This window comes from Rufibacter tibetensis (genome assembly GCF_001310085.1).
Classification (GTDB): Bacteria; Bacteroidota; Bacteroidia; order Cytophagales; family Hymenobacteraceae; genus Nibribacter; species Nibribacter tibetensis.
This window is the reverse complement of record NZ_CP012643.1, coordinates 1,157,786-1,180,939: the sequence shown is the minus strand read 5'-3', so window position 1 is coordinate 1,180,939 and position 23,154 is coordinate 1,157,786. Positions and strand designations below refer to the sequence as shown.

The window sequence follows — 23,154 nt, the reverse complement described above, 5'->3', positions numbered from 1 at the left end:
TGGCAAAAATTAACGCATGATCGTCAGTGATTTCCTCAGAGGGGCTTTTCCGTTGCCTAGCTCGATGACCGTGTAGTAAGTACCAACTGGCAGTGGTTTGCCCTGGTGCGTTCCGTCCCAAGGCTTTTTGTAACCATGCGACTCAAACACTGGGCTGCCCCAGCGGTTGTAGACGGTTACCTTACAGCGCGGGAAGAGCGTGGTCAGGTTCTTCAATACCCACAAATCATTAATGCCATCACCGTTAGGAGTAAAGCCGTTCGGGATTTCAAAGCCTGCGGTGCTTGCCATGTTAAAGGAAACTTCAGTTGTACAGCCATTCTGGTCTTTCACCACCAAGGTATGCGTGCCTTCACTCAGGTCTGTGAACTCAGTGGCTGAAGTAAACTGCCCGTTGTCCAGTTTGTAGGTGTAAGGCGCGGTACCTCCGCTAATGGCCGTCACGGCAGCACTGGTTTCAGTCAGAGGCGTAACGGTCACCTGCACAGGAGCAGGGGCTTTCACTTCCACTCTGCCAATGGTGATGGTACACGTAGCAGAGAATCTGGTGATCACCTGGTAAGTGCCGGCAGCAAGGTTGCTGAACACCGAGTCTTTCTGGAAAGTAGCCCCGTTGTTGATGCTGAACTCTGTCTGGCTGTCACCTCCTTTGGTGCTGATGGTGATAGAACCATTTCTGTCAGTGGCGCAAAGCACATCTCTCACAAGAGTCACAGAGCTTTCAAGTTGCTTCACGGTTACCGTTACCTGGTAGGTGCAGTTTCTGGCGTCTTTTACAGAAAGCGTGTGGTTTCCAGCAGCTATTCCAGAGAAGGAAGTAGAGCTCACAAATGCAGCACCGTCTAACGAGTAGGTGTAAGGAGCAGTACCCCCGGTTACCCCGTCAACCGTTACTTGCCCCGCGGTCTGACCGCAACCTGCTGGCTTCACAGAGAAGGCAAGGTTGGTGATAGCTGGGCTGCTGCCGATGGTAGCAGTTTTCTCCAGCACACATCCTTTCGCATCCTTAACTGACACCTGGTAGGTCCCTTCGGCCAGATTAGTGAACTCTGCCTCTGTCTGGAACATAGTCCCACTCTCTGAAGGAGTTTGGAACATGGTCCTGATGCTGTAGGTGTAAGGACCTTGCCCTCCTGTTACCTGCCCAATGGTGATCTGCCCGTTTTTGTTTCCGCAGCTGGCATCGGTGTTCGTCAGGACGAAAGACTCTAATCCACCACTGTTTTCTACCTCCTGGGTTTTCGTGATCGTACATCCTTCCGCGTCACGGACAGTGACAGTGTAAGTGCCAGGAGCCAGGTTCGTGAACTGGGTAGAAGCCTGGAAGGTAGTTCCGTTGATGCTGTAAGCATACGGAGCAACACCGCCATTCACGCCACTTACTGAGATAGAACCATTGTTCAGGCCACAATCGGTGGCGGTAGCTGTTACTTCAGCTCCTTTCAGCCTGTTTTCACCAATTTGCACAGTAAACGAGGCAGTGCAGGCATTTGCGTCTTTCACATACACTTTGTACTCCTGAGGAGCGAGTGCTGAGAAGACGTTAGAAGCCTGATAGGTGATGCCGTCTAATGAGTACGTGTAAGGAGCGGTACCGCCGGTTGTGCCGGTGATGGTGATGGCTCCATTGCTCTCACAAGTGGCAGGTTTGGTAGCGGTGGCTATGGCCGTAACACCAGGCTGGTCTGCCACACTTACTCCTTTCACCAGGATACATCCGTTGGCATCTCTCACTGTTATCTGGTAAGCTCCTGCTTTTACATTTTCAAAAGCGAAAGAAGAGAGCACGGTAGATGGCGTAGTGAAGTTAGTGCCGTCCAGTGAGAAGCTGTAAGGAGCCGTTCCGCCGGTGATGTTGCTGAGGGTGATGGTTCCGTTGCTTTCTCCGCAGGTAGTAGAGAGGGTAGCCAGCGTAAAGTTACCCGGGCCCGGGATGTTCTCTACTTCCACTGTTTTAGCAAAGGTGCAGCCGTTGACATCTTTCACCGTGATGGTATATTGTCCCGCCCGCAGACCTGCTAAAGTAGCCGATGCCTGGAAGGTTGAACCGTCTATACTGTAGGTGTAAGGAGCAACTCCGCCGGTGATGTCACTTACCGTGATGGTACCGTTCGCATCTCCGCAGGTAGAAGATTGCAACGTCGCTTGGAAGGAAGTTGGACTGGTGGAGCCAGAAACAACTGCTTCTTTGGTGAACGTGCAACCATTCGCGTCTTTCACGGTGATGGTGAAGGTGCCCGGTGCCAGTGATGCGAAAGTAGTAGCAGCCTGGAAGTTGGTGCCATCTACGCTGTAGGTGAAAGGAGCAGTGCCGCCTATCACATCAGAGATGGTGATCTTCCCATTGTTGTCTCCGCAGGTAGTGGCATCTACTGAAGCCGTGAAGCCTGAGGCTCCGGCAATGTCTGTCACTTGTACTTGCTCTACAATGGTACAGCCTTTGGCGTCTTTCACGGTGATGGTGTAAGAACCAGCCGCTAAACCGGTAAAGCTAGCTGCACTCTGGAAAGTGGTTCCATCAATGGAGTAGGTATAAGGAGCATACCCGCCGGTCACGTTTCCTACGGTGATTCCTCCGTTGCTGCTTCCGCAGGTAGAGGATGTGAAGGAATGTGTGAAGTTGGTTGGTACCACTGTCTCTACCCGTACGCTGGTGGTTACCTCGCAGCCATTGGCGTCCCTGGCGATCACCGTGTAGGTGCCAGAAGCCAGGGCAGTGAAGGTATTGCCCGCCTGATATCCGTTTCCATTTAGAGCGTAGGTGTACGGAGCCGTTCCGCCAGTTACCCCCGTTACCGTAATGCTTCCGTCATTGTCGTTGCAGCTGGCAGTAGTAGCACTTGCGGTTACTGCCGATGGACCTGCAAGGTCGGAAACGGTGTAAGCTTTGGTGAACGTACAGCCATTGGCGTCTTTCACCGTGAAGGTGTACGAGCCAGCTTTCAGGGTTGTAAAGGAAGCAGATGCTTGGAAGTTCAAGCCGTCTTTGCTGTACGTGTATGGCTCAGTGCCACCCGTTACACCCGTTACGGTTAACTCTCCGTTGCTTGCGCCACAGGTAGAAGCTTTGGTAGAAGCCAGCAAGTTTGTTGGTCCTGCTATGTCTCTTACCGTTACTTTCTTACTGTACACACAACCATTCACATCTCTTACTACTACCGTGTGCTCGCCAGCCAATACAGACCCGAAGGTAGTAGTGGTTTGGAAGGCGCCACCGTCAAGTGAGAAGGCGTATGGAGCGGTTCCGTTGGTGACTCCGGTTAACGTGATTTGTCCGTTGCTGGCGCCACAGGTAGAAGAGACGGTTGTCATAGCCACGTCACTTGGACCAGCAATGTTGTCCACTCTTACTGTTTTGGCTAGCACACAGCCATTGGCGTCTTTTACCGTGATGGTGTAAGCACCCGCTGCCAGGTTCTCAAAAGTAGAGGACGCCTGGAAGGTTGAACCGTCTTTGCTAAAAGAATAAGGAGCAGTTCCGCCAATGATGTCACGAGCAGTGATTCGTCCGTTGCTGTTGCCACAAGTAGAAGAAACCGAGGTTAGAGCGAAGGCGCTTGGTCCGGCTTTGTCTTCTACTTCCACTGTTTCCGAAGACAGACAGCCGTTGGCATCTTTCACCGAGATGGTGTAGGTGCCGGCCAGTAAGTTAGGGAAGGTAGTAGAGGCTTGGAAGGTTACTCCGTCCTTGCTGTAGGTGTAAGGAGCAACTCCGCCTGTTACCGCATTCACAGAAATACTTCCGTTGGTGCTTCCGCAGGTGCTGGCAACTGCCGCTGTGGTGAAGGTAGGTCCTGAAACATTGCTTACCGCCACTCTTGCGCTGAAGGTACAACCCTTCGCGTCACGCACGGTGATGGAGTGGTTACCCGCTGCCAAGTCTGTGAACGTTGCGCTCGCCTGGAAGGTCACGCCGTCTTTGCTGTACGTGTACGGAGCTGTTCCGCCTTCTACAGTACCTACAGTGATCGCTCCGTCGCTGCGTCCGCAGGTAGAAGCAATTGTAGAGCTGGTGAAAGAGGTAGGAACGTTCTGGTTTACTTTCACAGAAGCCGTTACCTCACAGCCATTCGTGTCTTTGGCCGTTACTGTGTAGGTGCCTGTAGCAAGTCCTGTAAAGGTGTTTCCGGTCTGGAAGCTGGTTCCGTTGATGGAGTACGTGTAAGGAGCAGTTCCTCCGGTCACTCCAGAAATGGTGAGGTTTCCGTCGTTGTTTTCACAGCTAGCTGGTGACGTAGTAGCCGCTACCGCGGTAGGTCCGGTCACGTCTGACACTGTGAAGGCTTTGCTGAAGGAACAGCCGTTGGCGTCTTTCACCGTAATAGTGTGCTGACCTGCTAGTAAGCCATCAAAGATAGCAGCAGTTTGGAACGTGATTCCGTCTTTGCTATACGTGTAAGGTGCCGTTCCGCCAGTTACTCCGCTCAAGGTCAAAGCTCCATTGCTGGCGCCGCAAACAGAAGATCTGGTGGTAGCGAGTAGGTCTGTTGGTCCTGCAATGTTCTCTACCGTTACTTTCTTGCTGAAGGTACAGCCGTTGGCGTCTTTCACCGTAATGGTGTGTTCGCCGGCCATAACCGAGGCAAAAGTAGTCGCGCTTTGGAAGGTAGATCCATCCAGCGAGAAGGTATACGGAGCAGTTCCTCCGGTGGCGCCATTCACAGTGATAGAACCATTGCTGCTTCCGCAGGTAGAGGTTGTGGAAGCCAGCGTCAGGCCAGTTGGGCCAGTGATGTTCTCCACGTTCACGGTGCGGGTGTAACGGCAGCCATTCGCGTCTCTGATGGTGATGGTGTATCTGCCTGCCAACAATCCGGTGAAGGAATCAGCTGCCTGGAAGTTTGTGCCATCCTTACTATAGGTGTAAGGAGCAACCCCACCCGTAACTCCTGTTACAGCAATTTGTCCGTTGCTATCGCCGCAGGTAGATGCTCTTGAGGTTGCCAGGAAAGAAGGACCCGATACATCACTCAGCGAAGCTTCTTCAGAGTACACACAGCCGTTGGCGTCTTTCACCGTGAAGGTGTAAGCACCAGCAATCAAACCGGTGAAGGTTGCGGAAGACTGGAAGGTAGTTCCGTCTTTGCTGTAGGTATAAGGAGCAGTTCCGCCAGTTACGCCACTAATCGTCAGTTCACCATTGCTGTCGCCGCAAGTTGAGGCTTTCATGGATGTCACCAGATCAGATGGTCCGTTGGCGTTGCTTAGAGTTACAGGTCTTGCGAAGGTACAACCCTTGGCATCTTTCACCGTGATGGTGTAGTTGCCGGCCGCAAGCGCTGAGAAAGTGGAGCTTGCCTGGAAGGTAGCCCCGTCTCTGCTGTAGGTGTACGGTGCAGTACCGCCAGTGATTGTTCCTATGGTAATGCTTCCGTTAGGGTTGCCGCAGGTAGAGGCTACCGTTGAGCTGGCAAACGCAGTTGGCACGTTCTTTTGGATAATCACTGAAGAAACAGTCTCGCATCCGTTCGCATCGCGGGCAGTTACCCGGTAAGTACCCGAAGCTAATCTTGTGAAGACAGTGTTCGTGCTGAAAGCACCTCCATTGACAGAGTAGGTGTAAGGAGCAGTTCCACCGGTCACTCCAGCTATTGTAATGCTACCGTCATTCTCAAGGCAACTGGCCGGAGTGGAAGAAGCTGCTATCGCGTTAGGTCCGGTAATGTCAGAAACCGAAACGGCCTTGCTGAAAGTACAGCCATTAGCATCTTTCACATGGATGGTGTAAGAGCCCGCTAATAAGCCGGTGAAGGTAGCCGAAGCCTGGAAGTTCACGCCGTCTCTGCTGTAGGTATAAGGAGCTACTCCGTTGGTTACCTCAGAGATCGTCAGTTCGCCGTTTCTGGCGGCGCAGGTAGAGGATCTGGTAGTTGCCAGGAAGTTGGAAGGCCCAGCAATGTTACCTACCGTCACTTTTCCGGCGAAGGTACAGCCGTTGGCGTCTTTCACCGTTACCGTATGCTCTCCAGCTAATACCGAGGCAAATGTGGTAGAGCTCTGGAAGGCAGATCCGTTGATAGAGTACGTGTAAGGAGCAGTTCCGCCGATCACACCATTCACCGTAACAGCGCCATTGCTGCTTCCGCAAGTAGAGGAGGTAGTGGCCAATGTCAGGTTGCTTGGTCCTGCGATGTTGTCTACCTCTACTGCTTTGCTGAAAATACAGCCGTTAGCATCTTTCACCGTAATGGTGTAAGTGTTGGAGGCCAGGGCAGTGAAGGTTGCAGAGGCTTGGAAAGTAGTTCCGTTGATGCTGTAGGTGTATGGAGCAGTTCCGCCGGTTACGTTCGCAACCACGATTTGCCCATTGCTGCTTCCGCAGGTAGAAGAAACTGAGTTCAGCGCCAGGTTACTTGGCCCTGCTATATCTCTTAACACTACTGTTTCTGTGGTAGTACATCCATTAGCGTCTTTGACGGTGATGGTGTAGGTTCCGGCTAGCAGGTTGGTGAAGTTAGCTGAGGCTTGGAAAAAAGTGCCATCCTTGCTGTAGGTGTAAGGGGCGGTGCCTCCTGATACAGTTGTAATGGTGAAAGCTCCATTGTTCGCACCACAAGTAGAAGACTGCAGAGAAGCAATCAAACCAGTAGGACCAGCCACGTCACCTAAAATCACCTGACGAGCGTAAGTACAGCCTTTCGCGTCTTTCACGGTGATGGTGTGCGTTCCAGCAGCTAAACCTGTAAGAGTAGCTGAGGTTTGGAAAGTCACCCCGTCCTTGCTGTAGGTGTACGGTGCGGTTCCGCCGGTAATAGTCCTGATGGTGATGCTTCCGTTACTGCTTCCGCAGGTAGAAGAATTAGTAGAGCTGGCAAAGGCGGTAGGAACGTTTGTCTGGATGGTCACTGAGGCAGTAACCAAGCAGCTGTTCGCGTCTTTGGCAGTTACCGTGTAGGTACCCGAGGCAAGGGCTGTAAAGGTAGCTTCCGCCTGGAACGTGGTTCCATTGATGGAGTAGGTGTACGGAGCAGTTCCGCCAGTTACTCCATTTATCATGATACTTCCATCATTGTCGTTACAGCTGGCAGGGGCAGTGTTGGCTGCCACTGCCGTAGGTCCTGCAATGTTATTCACCACGAAGGCTTTGGCATAGGTACAGCCGTTGGCATCTTTCACCGTGATGGTGTGGGTGCCCGCCATTAAGCCGGTGAAGGTAGCCGATGCCTGGAAGGTTACTCCATCTTTGCTGTAAGTATAAGGAGCCGTGCCACCGTTAGTGGCGGTAATGGTCAAGGTTCCGTTGCTGCTTCCGCAGGTAGAGGAAACCGCAGATGCTGCTAGGTTAGATGGCCCGGCAATATCATTCACCACAACGCTCTTGACGAAGGTACAGCCGTTGGCGTCTCTCACCGTGATGGTGTGCGTGCCGGCTGCCAGGCCAGCGAAGCTGGTAGACGCTTGGAAGGCAGCTCCGTTGAGTGAGAAGGTGTAAGGAGCGGTTCCGCCAGTCACCCCGTCAACTGAGGCAGATCCGTTGCTGGCTCCGCAGGTAGTAGAAACAGAGGCGAGAGTTAAATTGCTAGGTCCGGCGATGTCTTTTACTTCCACTTCTTTGCTGAAGGTACAGCCGTTGGCGTCTTTCACCGTGATGGTGTATTCCGCTGCCCGGAGTGCCATGAAAGAAGCTGAAGACTGGAACGAACCTCCGTTGAGGCTGTAGGTAAATGGAGCAGTTCCGCCAGTTACTTCCCCAATGGTGATTTGTCCGTTGCTGCTTCCGCAGGTAGAAGAAGTAGAGGTCAGCACAACGTTGTCTGGACCTGCTATATCATTTACTACTACTGTTTCTGAAGACAAGCAGCCGTTAGCATCTTTCACCACAATGGTGTAGGTGCCGGCCAGCAAGTCAGAGAAGGTAGTAGAGGCCTGGAAGGTAACTCCGTCTTTGCTGTAGGTGTAAGGAGCAACTCCGCCCGTTACGGTGCCTACGGAAATGCTTCCGTTGTTGGCTCCGCAGGTGGTGGTGGAAGCTGTGGCAGCGAAAACAGGACCAGAGATGTTGCTTACTGCTACTCCTCTGCTGAAGGTACAGCCATTAGCATCTTTCACCGTGATGGTGTAGGTTCCGGCTGCCAGGTTAGCAAAAGAGGCAGAGGCCTGGAAAGTTACCCCGTCTCTGCTGTACGTGTAAGGAGCAGTTCCACCGGTAATCTGACCAATGGTTAATCCGCCGTCGCTACGTCCGCAGGTAGAGGCTACTGTGGAGCTGGCAAAGGCAGTAGGAACATTCTTAGACACTGCTACTGAAACAGTGGTCAAGCAGCCGTTAGCATCCTTAGCGGTCACTGTGTAGGTACCAGAGGCAAGTGCAGTAAAGGTAGTGCCTGACTGGAAAGTAGTGCCGTTGATGGAGTAGGTGTAAGGGGCGGTTCCGCCGCTTACGCCTGTAACGGTGAGGCTACCATCATTGTCAGCGCAGCTGGCCGGCGAAGTAGTGGCGGTAGTTGCAGTAGGTCCTGCAATGTTTTCCACTGCGAAAACCTTAGCAAAGGTACAGCCGTTGGCGTCCTTCACTGTGATGGTGTGGTTGCCAGCAGCAAGAGCTGTGAAAGTGGCTGAAGCCTGGAAGTTCACACCGTTTGCGCTATACATGTATGGCGCAGTGCCCCCGGTTACGCCTGTGATGGTCAGTGTCCCGTTGCTCGCGCCGCAAGTAGAGGAAACTGCAGTTGCCACCAAGTTGGAAGGTCCGGCTACATCGCTCACGGTAACTTTCTTACTGAAGGTACATCCGTTGGCGTCTCTCACCGTGATGGTGTGCTCACCAGCTAGAATTCTAGTGAACGTAGTACCGTTCTGGAATGCGGCCCCATCTAGTGAGTAGGTGTAAGGTGCAGTTCCGTTGGTAACTCCATTGATTGATATTGACCCGTTGCTGTTTCCGCAGGTAGAAGCAGTTGTCGCCAGGGTCAGGTCAGCTGGCCCAGCCATGTCTTCTACTTCCAGAGTCTTGCTGAAAGTACATCCATTGGCATCTTTCACCATGATGGTGTATTGCGCTGCCCGTAATGATGCAAAGGTAGTTGAGGTCTGGAACGAACCACCGTTGAGGCTGTAGGTGTAAGGAGCAGTTCCGCCCGTTACAGTTCCAACCGTGATGCTTCCGTTGCTATTACCGCAAGTAGAGGAAACTGGGTTCAGCACTACGTTGCTTGGAGCCTCTATATCTCTTATTGCTACTGTTTCCGTGGTAGTACATCCATTGGCGTCTTTAGCGGTGATGGTGTAGGTTCCGGCAAGTAAGTTAGGGAAGGAAGTAGAGTTTTGGAAGTTCACCCCGTCCTTGCTGTAGGTGTAAGGGGAAGTGCCGCCGGTCACCCTAGTGACAGTCAGGGACCCGTTCGGATTACCGCAGGAAGAGGTCTGGGTGGAGGCGATTAGACCAGTAGGTCCGGCTACGTCACTCAGAGTTACCTGGCGGGAAAAAGTACATCCATTTGCATCTTTCACCGTGATGGTGTGGGTGCCCGCAGCTAAACCTGAGAAGGTGGCCGATGCCTGGAAGATGGCACCACCCTTGCTGTAAGTGTAAGGTGCGGTTCCTCCGGTAATAGCTCCGATGGTGATGCTTCCGTTGCTGCTTCCGCAGGTAGAAGAATTAGTAGAGCTTACAAAGGCGGTAGGAACGTTGGTTTGGATGGTCACTGAGGCAGTGGTCAAACAGCCGTTCGCGTCTTTGGCGGTCACCGTGTAGGTGCCCGAGGCAAGCGCGGTAAAGGTTGTGCCCGCCTGGAACGTGGTTCCGTTGATGGAGTAGGTGTAAGGGGCGGTTCCGCCGCTCACGTTACCCACCGTGATGCTTCCGTCGTTGTCGTTGCAAGAGGCAGGAGAGGAAGTGGCTGCCACTGCCGTTGGTCCGGTGATGTTGGTCACTGCGAAAGCCCTGGCGAAGGTACAGCCGTTGGCATCTTTCACCGTGATGGTGTAGGTACCTGCTAACAGGTTGGTAAAGGTGGCCGAAGTTTGGAAGGTTACCCCATCCTTGCTGTAGGTGTAGGAGGAAGTGCCGCCCGTCACGTTAGTGATGGTCAACGCTCCGTTGCTCGCTCCGCAGGTAGAGGAAACCGTGCTGGCAGCCAGATTGGAAGGCCCGGCCACGTCGCTCACGGTTACAGTCTTGGCGAAGGTACATCCGTTGGCGTCTCGCACGGTGATGGTGTGGGTACCGGCTGCCAGGGCAGCAAAAGAGGCTGAGGCCTGGAACGAACCACCATTGATACTGTAGGCATAAGGTGTCGTTCCTCCGGTTACCCCGTCAACTGAGACGGAACCGTTGCTGCTTCCACAGGTGGAAGAGGTGGCGATCAGGGTCAGATCTCTAGGTCCAGCAATGTCTTTTACTTCAAACGCCTTTGAGAAGGTACAGCCATTTGCATCCCTCACCGTGATGGTGTAAGTGCCGGCAGTTAAAGAAGAGAAGCTGGAGCTAGCCTGGAAGGTAGTGCCGTCTTTGCTGTACGTGTAAGGGGCAGTTCCTCCCGTCACGGTGCCAACAGAGATTTGCCCGTTGCTGCTACCGCAGGTAGAGGAGGTAGAGGTCAGAACAACGTTGCTTGGGCCAGCCACGTCTCTCACCACCACTGTTTCTGTGGCAACGCATCCATTAGCGTCTTTGGCGGTGATGGTGTAGGTGCCAGCCAGCAGGTTTGTGAAGGAAGTAGAGGCTTGGTAGTTCACCCCGTCTCTGCTGTAGGTGTAAGGGGCAGTGCCGCCAGTTACGGAGCCTATAGAGATGCTTCCGTTATTAGCTCCGCAGGAAGAAGATTGCATGGACGCAACCAAGCCGGTTGGTCCGGCTACGTCACTCAACGTCACTTGGCGGGCGAAAGTACAGCCCTTAACATCCTTCACCGTGATGGTGTGGGTTCCGGCTAACAAACCAGAGAAAGTGGCGCTAGCCTGGAAGGTAGCTCCGTCTTTGCTATAGGTGTAAGGCGCTGTTCCGCCTGTAATGGCTCCAATGGTGATGCTTCCATTGCTGCTTCCGCAAGTAGAAGAGGTGGTAGAGCTTGCAAAGGCAGTAGGAACGTTCTTGGAAACAGATACAGAAACGGTGGTCAAACACCCGTTTGCATCCTTGGCAGTTACCGTGTAGGTGCCCGAGGCAAGCGCGGTAAAGGTGAGACCTTCCTGGAAAGTGGTTCCGTTGATAGAGTAGGTGTAAGGAGCAGTTCCGCCCGTTACAGTGCCTACTGTCAAACGTCCGTCATTGTCGTTGCAAGAGGCAGGCTGGGAGGTAGCTGTTACCGCCGTAGGTCCTGCAATATTATTTACCGTAAAGGCTTTGGCGAAAGTACATCCGTTAGCGTCTCGTACGGTGATGGTGTGGGTGCCCGCCGCTAAGCCAGTGAAGCTAGCCGAGGCCTGAAAGTTCACCCCATCCTTGCTGTAGGTGTAGGAGGCGGTGCCGCCAGTCACACCGGTCACGGTTAGGGTTCCGTTCGGGTTGCCGCAGGTAGAAGAAACTGCAGTAGCCGCAAGGTCAGATGGTCCTGCAATATCACTTACTACAATGCTCTTAGTGTAAACGCAGCCATTGTCGTCTCTCACTGTGATGGTGTGCGTGCCAGCTGAAAGACCAGTGAAGCTAGTGGAGGCTTGGAAGTTTGTGCCGTCCTTGCTATAGGTGAAAGGTGCGGTACCGCCGGTGACAGTTCCCACGGAGATGCTTCCGTTGCTGGCACCGCAGGTGGAGGAGACAGCGGTCAGGGCTAAGTTTGTAGGTCCGGCAATGTCTCTTACTTCTACTGCCTTGCTGAAGGTACAGCCGTTGGCGTCTTTCACCGTGATGGTGTAGGTGCCGGCAGTCAAGGAAGAGAAACTGGAACTTGCCTGGAAGTTGGTGCCGTCCTTGCTGTAAGTGTAAGGAGCAGTGCCGCTAATGATACCTGATACTTCAATGCTTCCGTTGTTGCGGCCGCAGCTGGTAGTTTGGATTTGAGCGGTGAATCCTGTTGGTCCGGCTATGTCAGAGACCTGCACAGATTTGGTGAAGGTACACCCACGCGCGTCTCTCACAACCACCTGGTGTGGTCCGGCGAGCACAGAAGCGAAGGTGGCCGAGGATTGGTAGCCACCTCCATCAATGGAGTAGGTAAACGGAGCTGTTCCACCTGAAATGGAACCAACCGTAATCTCCCCGTTGCGGGCTCCGCATATAGAAGGCTTCACTGTCTCGGTAAAGCCACTTGGGCCTGGTTCGCCTGGGATGGTGACAGACTGGGAGTAGGTACAGCCATTGGCGTCCCGCACCGTAACGGTGTAAGTGCCAGCCTTCCAGTCCCCGAACGTATTGAATTCTTGGTAGGGAGTGCGGCCATCGGTGTACATATAGGGGGCGGTGCCTCCCGTTACCCCAACGATCCGGAAATAACCACTTTCCCCCTCGCAGTTTGTAGGAAAGATTTCCAGCTGCATGGCGGTTGGCCCGGCAACGTTCTCTAAAGTGATCGCTTTTGCGAAAGTACAGCCGTTGGCGTCTCTCACTGTGATGGTGTGGTTGCCAGCAGCCAAACCAGAGAAAGTAGCGGAAGTCTGATAAGCACCGCCGTTGATGCTGTAAGTAAAAGGTGACGTTCCGCTGGTTGTTCCTGTGATGTTGATGACACCGTTCGGGTTGCCACAGGTAGAAGAGGTGGTGGTCGCAGTGAAGTTTGTAGGACCTGGTCTGTCCTGGAGCGTCACTGTTTTAGAATAAAGGCAGCCGTTAGCATCCTTTATAGAAATAGTGTGGGTGCCGGCAGCCAGGGCAGTAAATGAAGTTGAAGCCTGGTATGCCCCTCCGTTGATACTATATGTATATGGAGCAGTGCCATCTGTTACGGTATTAACATCTATCTCTCCATTGCTGGCTCCGCAGGTAGAAGGCTTGAAAGTGGCAGCGAAATCTGTTGGGGCGGCAACATCGGTCACTTGTACGGTTCTGGTGAAGGTACACTCGCGCGCATCTTTCACAATTACTTGGTGTGGGCCAGGTAGTAGAGAGGCAAAGGTAGAAGAGGACTGGAAGCCACCTCCATCAATAGAATAGGTAAACGGAGCAGTGCCACCTGAAATAGCGTCAATCGTAAGCTCTCCATTTGGGGCTCCACATACCGAAGGTTTCACTGTTTCAGTAAAGCCTTTAGGACCTGGGGCACCAGGTATGGTGACAGGTTGCGAGTAGGTGCAACCATTGGCGTCTTTAACAGTAACGGTGTAAGTCCCTGCCTCCCAGTCTCCGAAGGTGTTGAAGCCTTGGTAAGGGGTGCGGCCATCCGTGTACATGTAAGGGCCAGTGCCTCCCGTAACTTCAAGGATACGGAAGTAACCGCTTTTCCCTTCGCAGTTTGTAGCGAAAATTTCCAGTTTCATGGCGGTTGGCCCGGCGATGTTTTCTACTGTGACTTGTTTTGTGAAAACACAGCCGTTAGCATCTTTCACGGTAACAGCATGGGTGCCGGCTGCTAAACCAGAAAGGGTAGCTGAAGTCTGGAAGTTGCCTCCATCAACACTATAAGTATAAGAAGATGTCCCGCTGGTTACCCCGGTAACCGTAATGCTTCCATTGCTGTTGCCACAGGTAGAAGATTTGGTGGAAGCAGTGAAATCAGTTGGGCCAGGAATGTCTTGTAACGTGACTGTTTTGGTATAAACGCAGCCATTCGCATCTTTTACTGCTAAGGTGTGGGTTCCTTGCAGCAAACCAGTATAGGTAGTGGCTGTCTGGAAGGCGGCCCCATCTAAGCTATAAGTATAGGGAGCGGTGCCACCTGTAGTTCCAGTGATAGAAAGCTCCCCGTTGCTGGCTCCGCAGGTAGTGGATCTCAGGGTAACAGCAAGATCAGAGGGACCTGCTGCTTCTGTAACAGTAAACGATTTGCTTATGGAACAGCCTTTTTCATCAGTTACTGTGACTGTATAGGTACCTGCTGGTTTGTTTGAGATGGAGGCAGATGTTTCGCCCGTGTTCCAGGCATAGGAGAGGGCTCCTTGTGCGCCCGTTACGGAGGCGGTAATTAGGTTAGCGGTGGTGCCGGCGCAAATGATGGATGGGCCTGAAATGCTTACTTCCATGTTGTAAAAGGTAATAAGCACCTCATCACTCACCGGATCGCAGGAACCGTTACCTGTTGATATTAGGGTAAGCTTCACTGATCCGGCTTGCAATTCAGCGGAAGTAGGAACATACACGGCATTGAGGGCAGTGTTACTAGGAGAAAAAGAGCCGTTTCCGCCACTCCAAATTCCACCAGTAGCTGCTGTGACTGTTCCTGCTAAAGAAACCGGGCTAGTAGAGCAAACTAATTGATCAGGCCCGGCATTTGCCGTTAAGTTAGTGACCACTGTAACAGAGGCAGAGAATTTCTGGCAAGACGGGTAGTTTGTATTTCGTACTTCCAGTTCATAGGTGCCAACAGTAGGAGCCAAATAGGTGGCAGCAGTGGAAACTACATTGCCTGCGCTGTTCGTCCAGATGTATTGGAAATTACCATCTCCCCCGGTAACGGTTCCGGTAAGTGGTACTCCAGAAGAGCCAGGGCAAATGATTGCTGGGCTTGGACCGATGGAGACAGTTGGCTTTTTATGGAAGTATACCCGCACTACATCGCAGTAAGGCAATGTAGAGCAGGGGGAGGCCACAGACTGACCGCAAACTTCATAATCTACATAAGCAGGAGCATTGTCGTCTGGTGTTACAATAACGGTACTTCTACCAGCAGTAGCGCTAAGGTATCTATTGTAAGCGCCACCTCCTGTAATGTCACGCCAAGTGATAGATGCTTCGTTGAAAGCAATAGGTGCCGACAAGTTTGCAGTACAACCTACTGAAACAGATACGTCTGCCTGTGGGGTAAATGCCGCAATAGAAGTTACTCTAAAGGCGTTTCTAGCTCCGCCCGGCATACAAATAGTGAGAATGTGAGGACCGGTTCCAGATACACAGATCGGCTGCCCTACAGGAACAGGAGTACCGCAGTTTATCTGGTAGGACATGGAGCCTGATGGAACCGGGCCATCTATGATACTGAAATCCAGCCCCCCTGCATTTCTGTCAAGAGTTATCTCAAACTGGATACAGTTTTCATTTTTATCCTGCGTTCCACAACCACTTCCATTTCTATCTAATAATGGAGAGTTGTAAATACCATTAGGTTGGCCCGTAAGGTCTACTTTGATGGGCGCACTTTGCGCAAACAAACCCTGAACTGTCACAAGCTGTAACAACCAGAGTAGGCAAAAGGCAAAGAAGAAGGTTGACTTTTGAGTAAAGTTTTTATTCATATAGCAAGCGTTGGGGTGGTTCTTTTCTAGGTTCTGTGGGTTCTTTAGAAGTGGACTTGGTTTGTTTCCGCTTTAAAAGATTGGTTAAGGGTTGCAATCATATATTGTCTTCTATTTTCAAGCAGAACTATAGCAATGAGGCATTGACCAACGCTGTCTATTTTCTGTTTTGTCATGGAGTCATTTAGTTCTGTCCGGGAGTATTTTGGGGCTCTTGTCTGCAAACCTTGCTTTAAGGGGGTTTGTAAGTTCCTTACAGAAGCACTTAGGAGCAATTGCCTAAAGCGAATAGCTGGTTTGAAGTAGAATTTCACTTAAGTGGTATTATGCTTGTATTCATTAAGTATGACTGTAGTATATGTAATTGGTATAATGCAAAATATAGAAACTCCTTTAACTTCATTATTTTAACAATTAAACTATAATTTGTTATATAAATTAGCCTTTATATGGTCAATGAGCTAAAATAAGTATATAAATAGTTTTACAGCTAAAGCCAAAGTTAAATTTTAGTAAAAATGGTATTAAAGTTTAAAAATTTATATTTCAAATGGTTATTGTATTAAAATTATAGGGGTTAGTGAGATGTTGTTTTAACAGGGGTATAAGGTTGATGCTGCTTAGTGTGGTAGATTAGAAATAGCTCCAAAAGAAGCGTTTGAGTAGCTAATCTTAGACTGAGGCTTTAATGGAATAAATGAAAGGGCTTGCAACTTCAGGAAGGCAAAAAGAGATTCTTTTTAAGTAAGCAGAAATAGGAAAAGAAAGATATTCTTCCTGCTGAGTTTAAGATGATTTCTTCTTATGAAACAAGGTGAATAGTAGCTTGTTAAAGAGTCGTTTTTGTATTATATTAGATAAAATAATATTTAAACGAACGTCTGTTTTTTGCGTAATCACCCGTTCCAAGCGTACCTTTACTTTAAAGAAACAAATCTGCGGGTGAGGTAAATTTTGGAGGCCAGTGCAGGAAAATCCGCGGTCTGTCTATACCTAAAACTATACCCTACTATGCCCGTCATCTTGGAGAAAACCGGATACTCACCCACGCTTCTGCCTTTTTACCAGGAAAAAATAAAATGGCTCCAGCAAGAGTTACGCCCCCATCGCGAAGCCCTCATGCAGCACCCGCTTTATGAGTCAATCTATGATTTAGCAGATCTTCGGGTGTTTATGGAGCACCACATCTTTGCGGTTTGGGACTTCATGAGCCTTCTCAAAAGCCTGCAGCGCCATCTTACCTGCGTTGATGTTCCCTGGACGCCCCACGGCAGCCCAGCCAATCGTAGGCTTATCAATGAGATTGTGTTGGAAGAGGAGACGGACGTAGATCCGGAGGGAAATCCCATCAGCCACTTTGAGCTGTATGTACGGGCCATGGAAGAGTGCGGCGCCGATACCCGCCTGATCCATGAGTTATTGGCTGGTGTGCAACACGGCAAGTCTATTTTCACGCAACTGGAAACCCTTTCATTGCCGGGTCATACCAAAGAGTTTGTGACGCATACGTTCAAGACTATACAGGCAAGCCAACCGCACCGCATTGCTGCCTCCTTTACCTTTGGGCGTGAAGACGTGATTCCAGACATGTTCCGCTGCCTGATTGGTGACCTGAACCGCCGGTACCCGGGTACCCTGGACACCTTTCAATATTATATGGACCGTCACATTCAACTAGACGACGAGGTGCATTCGCCCCTGGCCATGAAAATGGTGGCCGAATTGTGCGGTGAAGACAAGCATAAATGGGAAGAGTGCCGTCAGGAAGCCGTGGCTTGTCAGAAAATGCGCTTGCACCTGTGGGATGGCATCTTAGCCAGCATCAGGCGCCATTAAACTGCTTAAATCCTTTGGGAGTGGGTTGACGTACTGTAAAGCACAGACCTTAACACACAAAACTATGGATTTAGAGAACCTTTCCTCCAACAGCGAGAATATCGAAAACACCGGTTACCTTATCTTAAAGGCTTTCAAAACAAAAGGCACCCAGGCTGAGGAAGTGTTGGGCTGGGACGAGATTTACCCGTTCCTGCACCAAGAAGATGAAAAGCTGCACTACCGCGATGTGCAGAAACGCGCCGAGGAACACTTGCGCAACCAAGGCTATGCCACGCCAGACCCCGCTGGTCTGCGGTTAACACCTGTAGGTTACAAAGCGGTTCAGGAGTTGGAAGATGAAGATTTAAGCCAGAGCAACGCCAGATAAGCCAAAGACTATGCAGACGTTTTGGAGCAGTTTTGAGAAGAAGGGGCGTAAAATGTCTGTTATAGGACTAAGCTTTTTATGGGGTGCTTCAACAATAGCCTGTACCTCGTCCAGAGACAGCCCGGCCCTAGAAACGGCAGAGCCCCAACGCACCTACCGGACAACCCCTACAGTGCGTGACATGAACAACCAGGCGAGCCAGGTAAACCAGAAAAAGAACATAGAGGACCGTAACCCCAACTCCCCCGCAAACCAGACTCCGGCTGTACGTAGTCAGAAGATTCTACCCGGCAGGCAACCGGTTGCGCCAGATACCATCCGTAGACCACACATGCCCCCAACTGTGGGCACTACTACCGGAGGATAACCTAACATCGGGTTAGAGGACATTTCCGGAAAAACAGCACCAAAACGCCGTTGCCTTTATATAGGTGGCGGCGTTTTGCTCTTATATTGTAAGGAAGAAGCCATTCCATTCACTTGAGTGTCTCTTTAAAGGCAAGGGGCGTAAAGAGAAGCAGAGGAAGCGAAAAGAAAAGGTGCCTGCAAATTCCCTATATTTGCCTCTTCAACGAAACAATATGGCTGAGACAACCTACCCACAACGATATACTATTACTGCGGCCTTGCCCTATGCCAACGGCCCTGTGCACATCGGGCATTTAGCCGGCGTGTACATTCCCGCTGATATCTATGCACGGTACCTGCGCTCGCGCGGCCGCGATGTGAAGTTTGTGTGCGGATCCGATGAGCATGGCGTGCCTATTACCATTCGGGCTAAGAAAGAAGGTATCACCCCACAGCAGGCTGTAGACAAGTACCATGAACTCATCAAGAACTCGTTTGCCGATTTCAACATCTCCTTTGATATCTATTCCCGCACCTCGTCCAAGACGCACGCTGAAATTGCCTCCGGCTTTTTCCGCAAACTGTATGACGAAGGCAAGTTCATTGAACAAACCACTCAGCAGTACTTTGATGAAAAAGCCCAGCAGTTTCTCGCTGACCGTTACATTGTGGGCACCTGCCCCAAATGCGGAAACGATGGTGCCTATGGCGACCAGTGCGAAAGCTGCGGAACGTCATTGAACGCCACTGATCTTATTAACCCGAAGAGTACCTTAAGCGGCGAGCCACCCGTCCTGCGTGAGACCAAACACTGGTACCTGCCCTTAGACCAATACGAGCCCTGGTTACGCGAGTGGATTGTGGATGGCCACAAAGGCGATTGGAAAACCAACGTGTACGGCCAATGCAAAAGCTGGATTGACCAAGGCTTGCAGCCACGCGCTGTAACCCGTGACTTAGACTGGGGTGTGCCCGTACCCGTAGAAGGTGCCGAAGGAAAGGTGCTCTACGTGTGGTTTGACGCGCCTATCGGGTACATCTCCGCCACCAAAGACCTTACGCCGGACTGGGAAACTTACTGGAAAGACAAAGGCTCTAAACTGGTGCACTTCATTGGCAAGGACAACATCGTGTTCCACTGCATTATCTTCCCGGCTATGTTGAAGGCCCACGGTGACTACGTGCTGCCCGACAACGTACCTGCCAACGAATTCCTGAACCTGGAAGGCAACAAGATTTCCACCTCCCGTAACTGGGCCGTGTGGCTGCACGAGTACATGCAAGACCTGCCCGGCAAAGCCGATGTGTTGCGTTACGTACTTTGCGCCAACGCACCTGAGACCAAAGACAATGATTTCACGTGGAAAGACTACCAGGCCCGCAACAACAATGAGCTCCTGGCCATCTTCGGGAACTTCATCAACCGGGCAGTAGTGCTTACCCACAAATACTACAAAGGGGCTGTTCCGCAACGTGGCGAGTTAACCCCGTATGATGAGGAAGTACTGGCCCAATTAGCCGATTTCCCGGAGAAGGTCGCTGTCTCTTTAGAGCTGTACCGCTTCAAAGAGGCTTTGGGTGAACTGATGAACCTGGCCCGCTTAGGTAACAAATACCTTGCAGATACGGAGCCTTGGAAACTGATCAAAACTGATGCGGCGCGGGTGGAAACCATCATGAACATCGCGTTGCAGATTTCGGCCAGCTTGGCAATCCTGTCTGAACCATTTTTACCGGAAACGGCTAATAAACTGGCCAACATGCTGCAGTATACCGCCGGCAAATGGAACGAAGCTGGTTCACCGGATCTGCTTCCGGCCGGACACACCATTGGTGAAGGCGCGCTCCTGTTTGAGAAAATTGAAGATGCCGTGATTGAGTCCCAAGTACAGAAACTGTTGGATACGAAGAAGGAAAATGAGCTGGCTAACGCCGTAGCTGCGCCCGCCAAAGAAGACATCTCCTTTGAAGATTTCTCTAAAATAGACATCCGCATCGGGACCATTTTGGAGGCTGAAAAAGTAGCCAAAACCAAAAAGCTCCTGAAGCTGAAAGTAGATACCGGAATTGACCAGCGCACCATTGTGAGCGGCATCGCCGAACACTTCAACCCTGAGGAGATCATCGGGCAGCAGGTAAGTGTGCTGGTGAACTTAGCACCGCGCGAGATCAAAGGCATTGTGAGCCAAGGCATGCTCCTGATGGCCGAGAACGCCGATGGTTCTTTAGCCTTTATGCAACCTTCCAAGCCGGTAGTGAACGGCGGTGGGGTGAGTTGATATGTTTAAAAACGCTTTTGACCTGCTTTTGAGAAACAAGTCCAAAAGCGTACATGATGTAAAAAGCCTCGCTGGTGCTACAGGCGAGGCTTTTTACTTGAAGATCAATTGGAGTACTCTAATCTGAAAACGATGGGGAGAGTATATCTTGTTTTAACCGGCCTCCCTTTCAGCATGGCCGGATTCCAGGTAGGATAGGCTTTTAACTTTTCGATGGCTTTTTTGTCAAACTCGAACTCTTCCCGGTTCAGCGTCAGGAAGTCTTTCAGATGACCTTGCTCATCAACAGTAAACTGAATATACACTGTAGCTTCCCGGTCTAGGTTCAAAGCATCTTCAGGGTATTGAATGGTGCTAGCCAGTTGATTTGTAAAAGCGGACAGTCCGGCCTTGGGTGCAGCCATCTGGTCAAATCTCAGATGCAACGTGTCCTTTTGCTGGGTACGATAGATGAAAGCTGAAACTAACACGGAGTCCTTGAAGATATAATACGCTTCCTCCGTTTTGTCTTTGGCAGCTACTATGTCCTGGCCTGAGCCTTCAACTAAAACAGGAGTGTTTTCTTTGTTCCACACCTGCCCATACGTAAGCTTATTGCCCTTGGCATACATTTCATACGCAAGTTTACCGTCATCATTAAAGTGCGTAATAGAAGCCTTTAGATTAGGAAAGTACGGTTTCAGGTAATGCTCCAGTGGATTTTTAATGTACCATAAGTAAGCGTCTACTTCATCTGTCACCAAGGTGCCATTTACGGTACTTTTCTGCTTCAGCTTTTGATTTGCGTAATCGTCTACCCGCACTTTGTTCTCTTCTAAAAAGTAGTGCCTTTCAAAGTTGGTTTTTCCGTTCTGCCTGGATTGAAAGTTTTTTGGAAAGTACCTCGCCTCCTGTGAGAAGGCGGTCAAAGAAAGGAGGGAAAGCAAAAGGCAAAGCGTGTAGCGCATGGCAGATGTGATCCCTCTTGAAAGGAGCGATTGGTTCAATAAAGGTAGAAGAGTTAAGTAAGCTTGAAAAGCAAAAGACAAAACAAAACTATACAGGCTATTCCTCAATAAAAACCTGGTCTTTGGGGGGGAACAGGCGATCTATGACGTTCTTGAGCCGGGAATGGGTCTTCTTGGTGCGCTTGATTAAAGCCAGTGATTTGTAATCGAACTGCTGCAGGCGGGCCACATCCTGGTTCAGGGTATAGCCTTCCAGGTGAGACTGCAAAAAGAACTGGCCTATATGCTCATTCCATTCGTCCTTGTTTCCCCAGTAATGCGCCAACCAAGGCTTGGCTTCTTTAAGGTCGTAGGTTTCTTGCAGCGCCACGGAAAGGGCGAACTGTTCAATCAGGCGGGGAGTTACTTGCTGGGCACACATCTTGTCACAGATTTGCAAAGCCAACGTAATGGCCGCAGCGTTATGTTGGGCAGGAATATTGACCACACCAGCGTTCCACATCTTGTGACCTTGGTTAATTTGAAAATCTCCAAAATCCATTCCCTGTACCTGTTGCCACATCTTCTTCTCGGTTTTGCTTTTCAAAGCTGAAAGGTGGCCCTCTATCTGGTGCATGAACGCAGCGCCATTCCTGACTTGCGCCCACCAGTCTTTCGGATTCTGGAACAGAAACACATCTGAATCTACGTACATGACGGCCTGCTCCGGTGCTAGCTGTACAAGATGTTCAATGGCTTTTATCTTCACCCGCCAAAAGAAGTTGTGTGGGCCTTTCCACTCAGTGAGTTGTTCCTGAGTGACAGGAATCACCTGCACCTGTTCGTGCAGATGCTGGTAATACTGTGGGTGGTCAGTGAATACATTAATAGTATGCAACTCCTGTAGGTATGGCAGAAAGGACAGAATCGCAAAATTCGCCTGGCAATAAGTTTTGAAGTTTGGGCCTACCGTGAGGAACAGAAGATTCATGCAGCGCTTGAGTGGGTCAAAAAAGAGGTTGAAGGTAAAGAAAAATTTGCTTTGCAAAGCATGGAGCAGTGGGGCTTTGTTTCTAACCTACTTTGCCAAAATCAGGCTTAAAACAAAAGTTCTCTCCTGTACTGCTGTCATACAGGAATGGTTCGGGGCGGTTATGGCTGCACCTTGAGCACAATCTTCCCGATATGTTCGCTGCTTTCCATGAGTGCGTGGGCCTGTGCTGCTTCCTCTAAAGGAAACACTTTGTACAGCACGGGCTTGAACTCACCAGCTTCCAACAGGGGCCAGACGTGCTGTTCAATGGCGGCGGTAAGAGCGGCTTTGAACTCCGCATCACGAGGACGAAGGGTACTACCCGTAATAGTAAGTCGTTTCTGCATCACCTGGCGCACGTCAAATTTTCCCTGAGCGCCTTGCATGGCGTTGATGAAAACCAATCTTCCGTCTGGTTTGAGGAGGTTCAGGTTCTTGGGGATGTAGACCCCGCCCACCATGTCCAGAATCACGTCTACACCCTCGGCTTTCAATTCTTCCTCAAAGGCCTGGGTTTTGTGGTTAATGCATTGATCAGCTCCTAACTCTTCACAGGCTTGGCACTTCTCATCGGTACCCGCTGTCGCGAAAACTCTGGCACCCCACGTCTTGGCTAACTGAATGGCCGTAATGCCAATGCCACTGCTTCCGCCGTGGACCAGAAAGGTCTCTCCGGGTTGCAGCTGTCCTCTTTGGAAGACGTTGTGCCAGACGGTAAAAACAGTTTCAGGGAGGGAGGCGGCTTCTTCAAAGCTCCAACCTTTGGGAACGGGCAAACAATGCCGGGCATCTACCACGGCAAATTCCGCGTAGCCACCACCCGGCAATAAAGCACAGATTGCATCTCCCTTTTTCCAACGTTCCACGTGGTCTCCGCAAGCCTCAATGGTGCCCGCTATCTCCAAACCTGGAACATCTACGGGTGCTCCAGCGGGCGGAGGGTAGTGGCCTTTTCGTTGCGCCACATCGGGACGATTAATACCGGCGGCATGCACCCGCACCAATATCTGGTGCGAAGCGGGAGTAGGCACCTCGCGTTCCTGGATTTGTAGTACCTCCGGGGCGCCCGATTCAGTGATCACAACTGCTTTCATAGCT

General features: G+C 51.0%; 8 protein-coding genes. 4 read left to right on the top strand and 4 right to left on the bottom strand.

Going from position 1 to position 23,154, the window contains the following annotated elements:
- Nucleotides 1–9: 9 nt before the first annotated feature.
- Nucleotides 10–15,264 carry a T9SS type B sorting domain-containing protein gene (locus tag DC20_RS22790; RefSeq protein ID WP_062542748.1) on the bottom strand — a complete coding sequence of 5,085 codons (15,255 nt, stop codon included), beginning with the start codon at nt 15,262–15,264 and terminating at the stop codon, nt 10–12.
- 1,011 nt (nt 15,265–16,275) lie between these two features.
- On the opposite strand from DC20_RS22790, the gene DC20_RS04555 reads away from it, so the two are divergent.
- The 4 genes from DC20_RS04555 to metG all read left to right on the top strand — a co-directional run bounded on the left by DC20_RS04555 (nt 16,276) and on the right by metG (nt 20,097).
- A complete protein-coding gene (locus DC20_RS04555) occupies nt 16,276–17,100 on the top strand; it encodes a DUF3050 domain-containing protein (protein ID WP_062542747.1) in 825 nt (274 codons plus the stop codon).
- A gap of 64 nt (nt 17,101–17,164) precedes the next feature.
- Nucleotides 17,165–17,470, top strand: coding sequence for a hypothetical protein (locus DC20_RS04550; protein ID WP_062542746.1), 306 nt, complete (start codon nt 17,165–17,167; stop codon nt 17,468–17,470).
- Between the two features lie 10 nt (nt 17,471–17,480).
- Nucleotides 17,481–17,837 (top strand): hypothetical protein, encoded by a 357-nt coding sequence (locus DC20_RS04545; RefSeq protein WP_062542745.1) that lies wholly within the window; start codon nt 17,481–17,483, stop codon nt 17,835–17,837.
- 214 nt (nt 17,838–18,051) lie between these two features.
- Entirely contained in the window at nt 18,052–20,097 is a 2,046-nt protein-coding gene (gene metG, locus DC20_RS04540) for a methionine--tRNA ligase (protein WP_062542744.1), read from the top strand.
- Between the two features lie 104 nt (nt 20,098–20,201).
- Here the strand turns inward: metG and DC20_RS04535 are convergent, their stop codons facing one another.
- The 3 genes from DC20_RS04535 to DC20_RS04525 all read right to left on the bottom strand — a co-directional run bounded on the left by DC20_RS04535 (nt 20,202) and on the right by DC20_RS04525 (nt 23,150).
- Nucleotides 20,202–21,044, bottom strand: a complete 843-nt coding sequence (locus DC20_RS04535; protein WP_062542743.1) for an energy transducer TonB — start codon at nt 21,042–21,044, stop codon at nt 20,202–20,204.
- Between the two features lie 97 nt (nt 21,045–21,141).
- The gene (locus DC20_RS04530; protein WP_071885553.1) at nt 21,142–22,014 is read right to left on the bottom strand and encodes a hypothetical protein; all 873 of its coding nucleotides are present in this window, start codon (nt 22,012–22,014) and stop codon (nt 21,142–21,144) included.
- Between the two features lie 161 nt (nt 22,015–22,175).
- Entirely contained in the window at nt 22,176–23,150 is a 975-nt protein-coding gene (locus DC20_RS04525) for an NAD(P)H-quinone oxidoreductase (protein ID WP_062542741.1), read from the bottom strand.
- Nucleotides 23,151–23,154 lie beyond the last annotated feature (4 nt).

What these genes read in the sequence shown, in the direction of transcription:
- DC20_RS22790 (WP_062542748.1), bottom strand. Translation starts at nt 15,264, where the DNA reads ATGAATAAAAACTTTACTCAAAAGTCAACCTTCTTCTTTGCCTTTTGC.
- DC20_RS04555 (WP_062542747.1), top strand. Translation starts at nt 16,276, where the DNA reads ATGCCCGTCATCTTGGAGAAAACCGGATACTCACCCACGCTTCTGCCT.
- DC20_RS04550 (WP_062542746.1), top strand. Translation starts at nt 17,165, where the DNA reads ATGGATTTAGAGAACCTTTCCTCCAACAGCGAGAATATCGAAAACACC.
- DC20_RS04545 (WP_062542745.1), top strand. Translation starts at nt 17,481, where the DNA reads ATGCAGACGTTTTGGAGCAGTTTTGAGAAGAAGGGGCGTAAAATGTCT.
- metG (WP_062542744.1), top strand. Translation starts at nt 18,052, where the DNA reads ATGGCTGAGACAACCTACCCACAACGATATACTATTACTGCGGCCTTG.
- DC20_RS04535 (WP_062542743.1), bottom strand. Translation starts at nt 21,044, where the DNA reads ATGCGCTACACGCTTTGCCTTTTGCTTTCCCTCCTTTCTTTGACCGCC.
- DC20_RS04530 (WP_071885553.1), bottom strand. Translation starts at nt 22,014, where the DNA reads ATGAATCTTCTGTTCCTCACGGTAGGCCCAAACTTCAAAACTTATTGC.
- DC20_RS04525 (WP_062542741.1), bottom strand. Translation starts at nt 23,150, where the DNA reads ATGAAAGCAGTTGTGATCACTGAATCGGGCGCCCCGGAGGTACTACAA.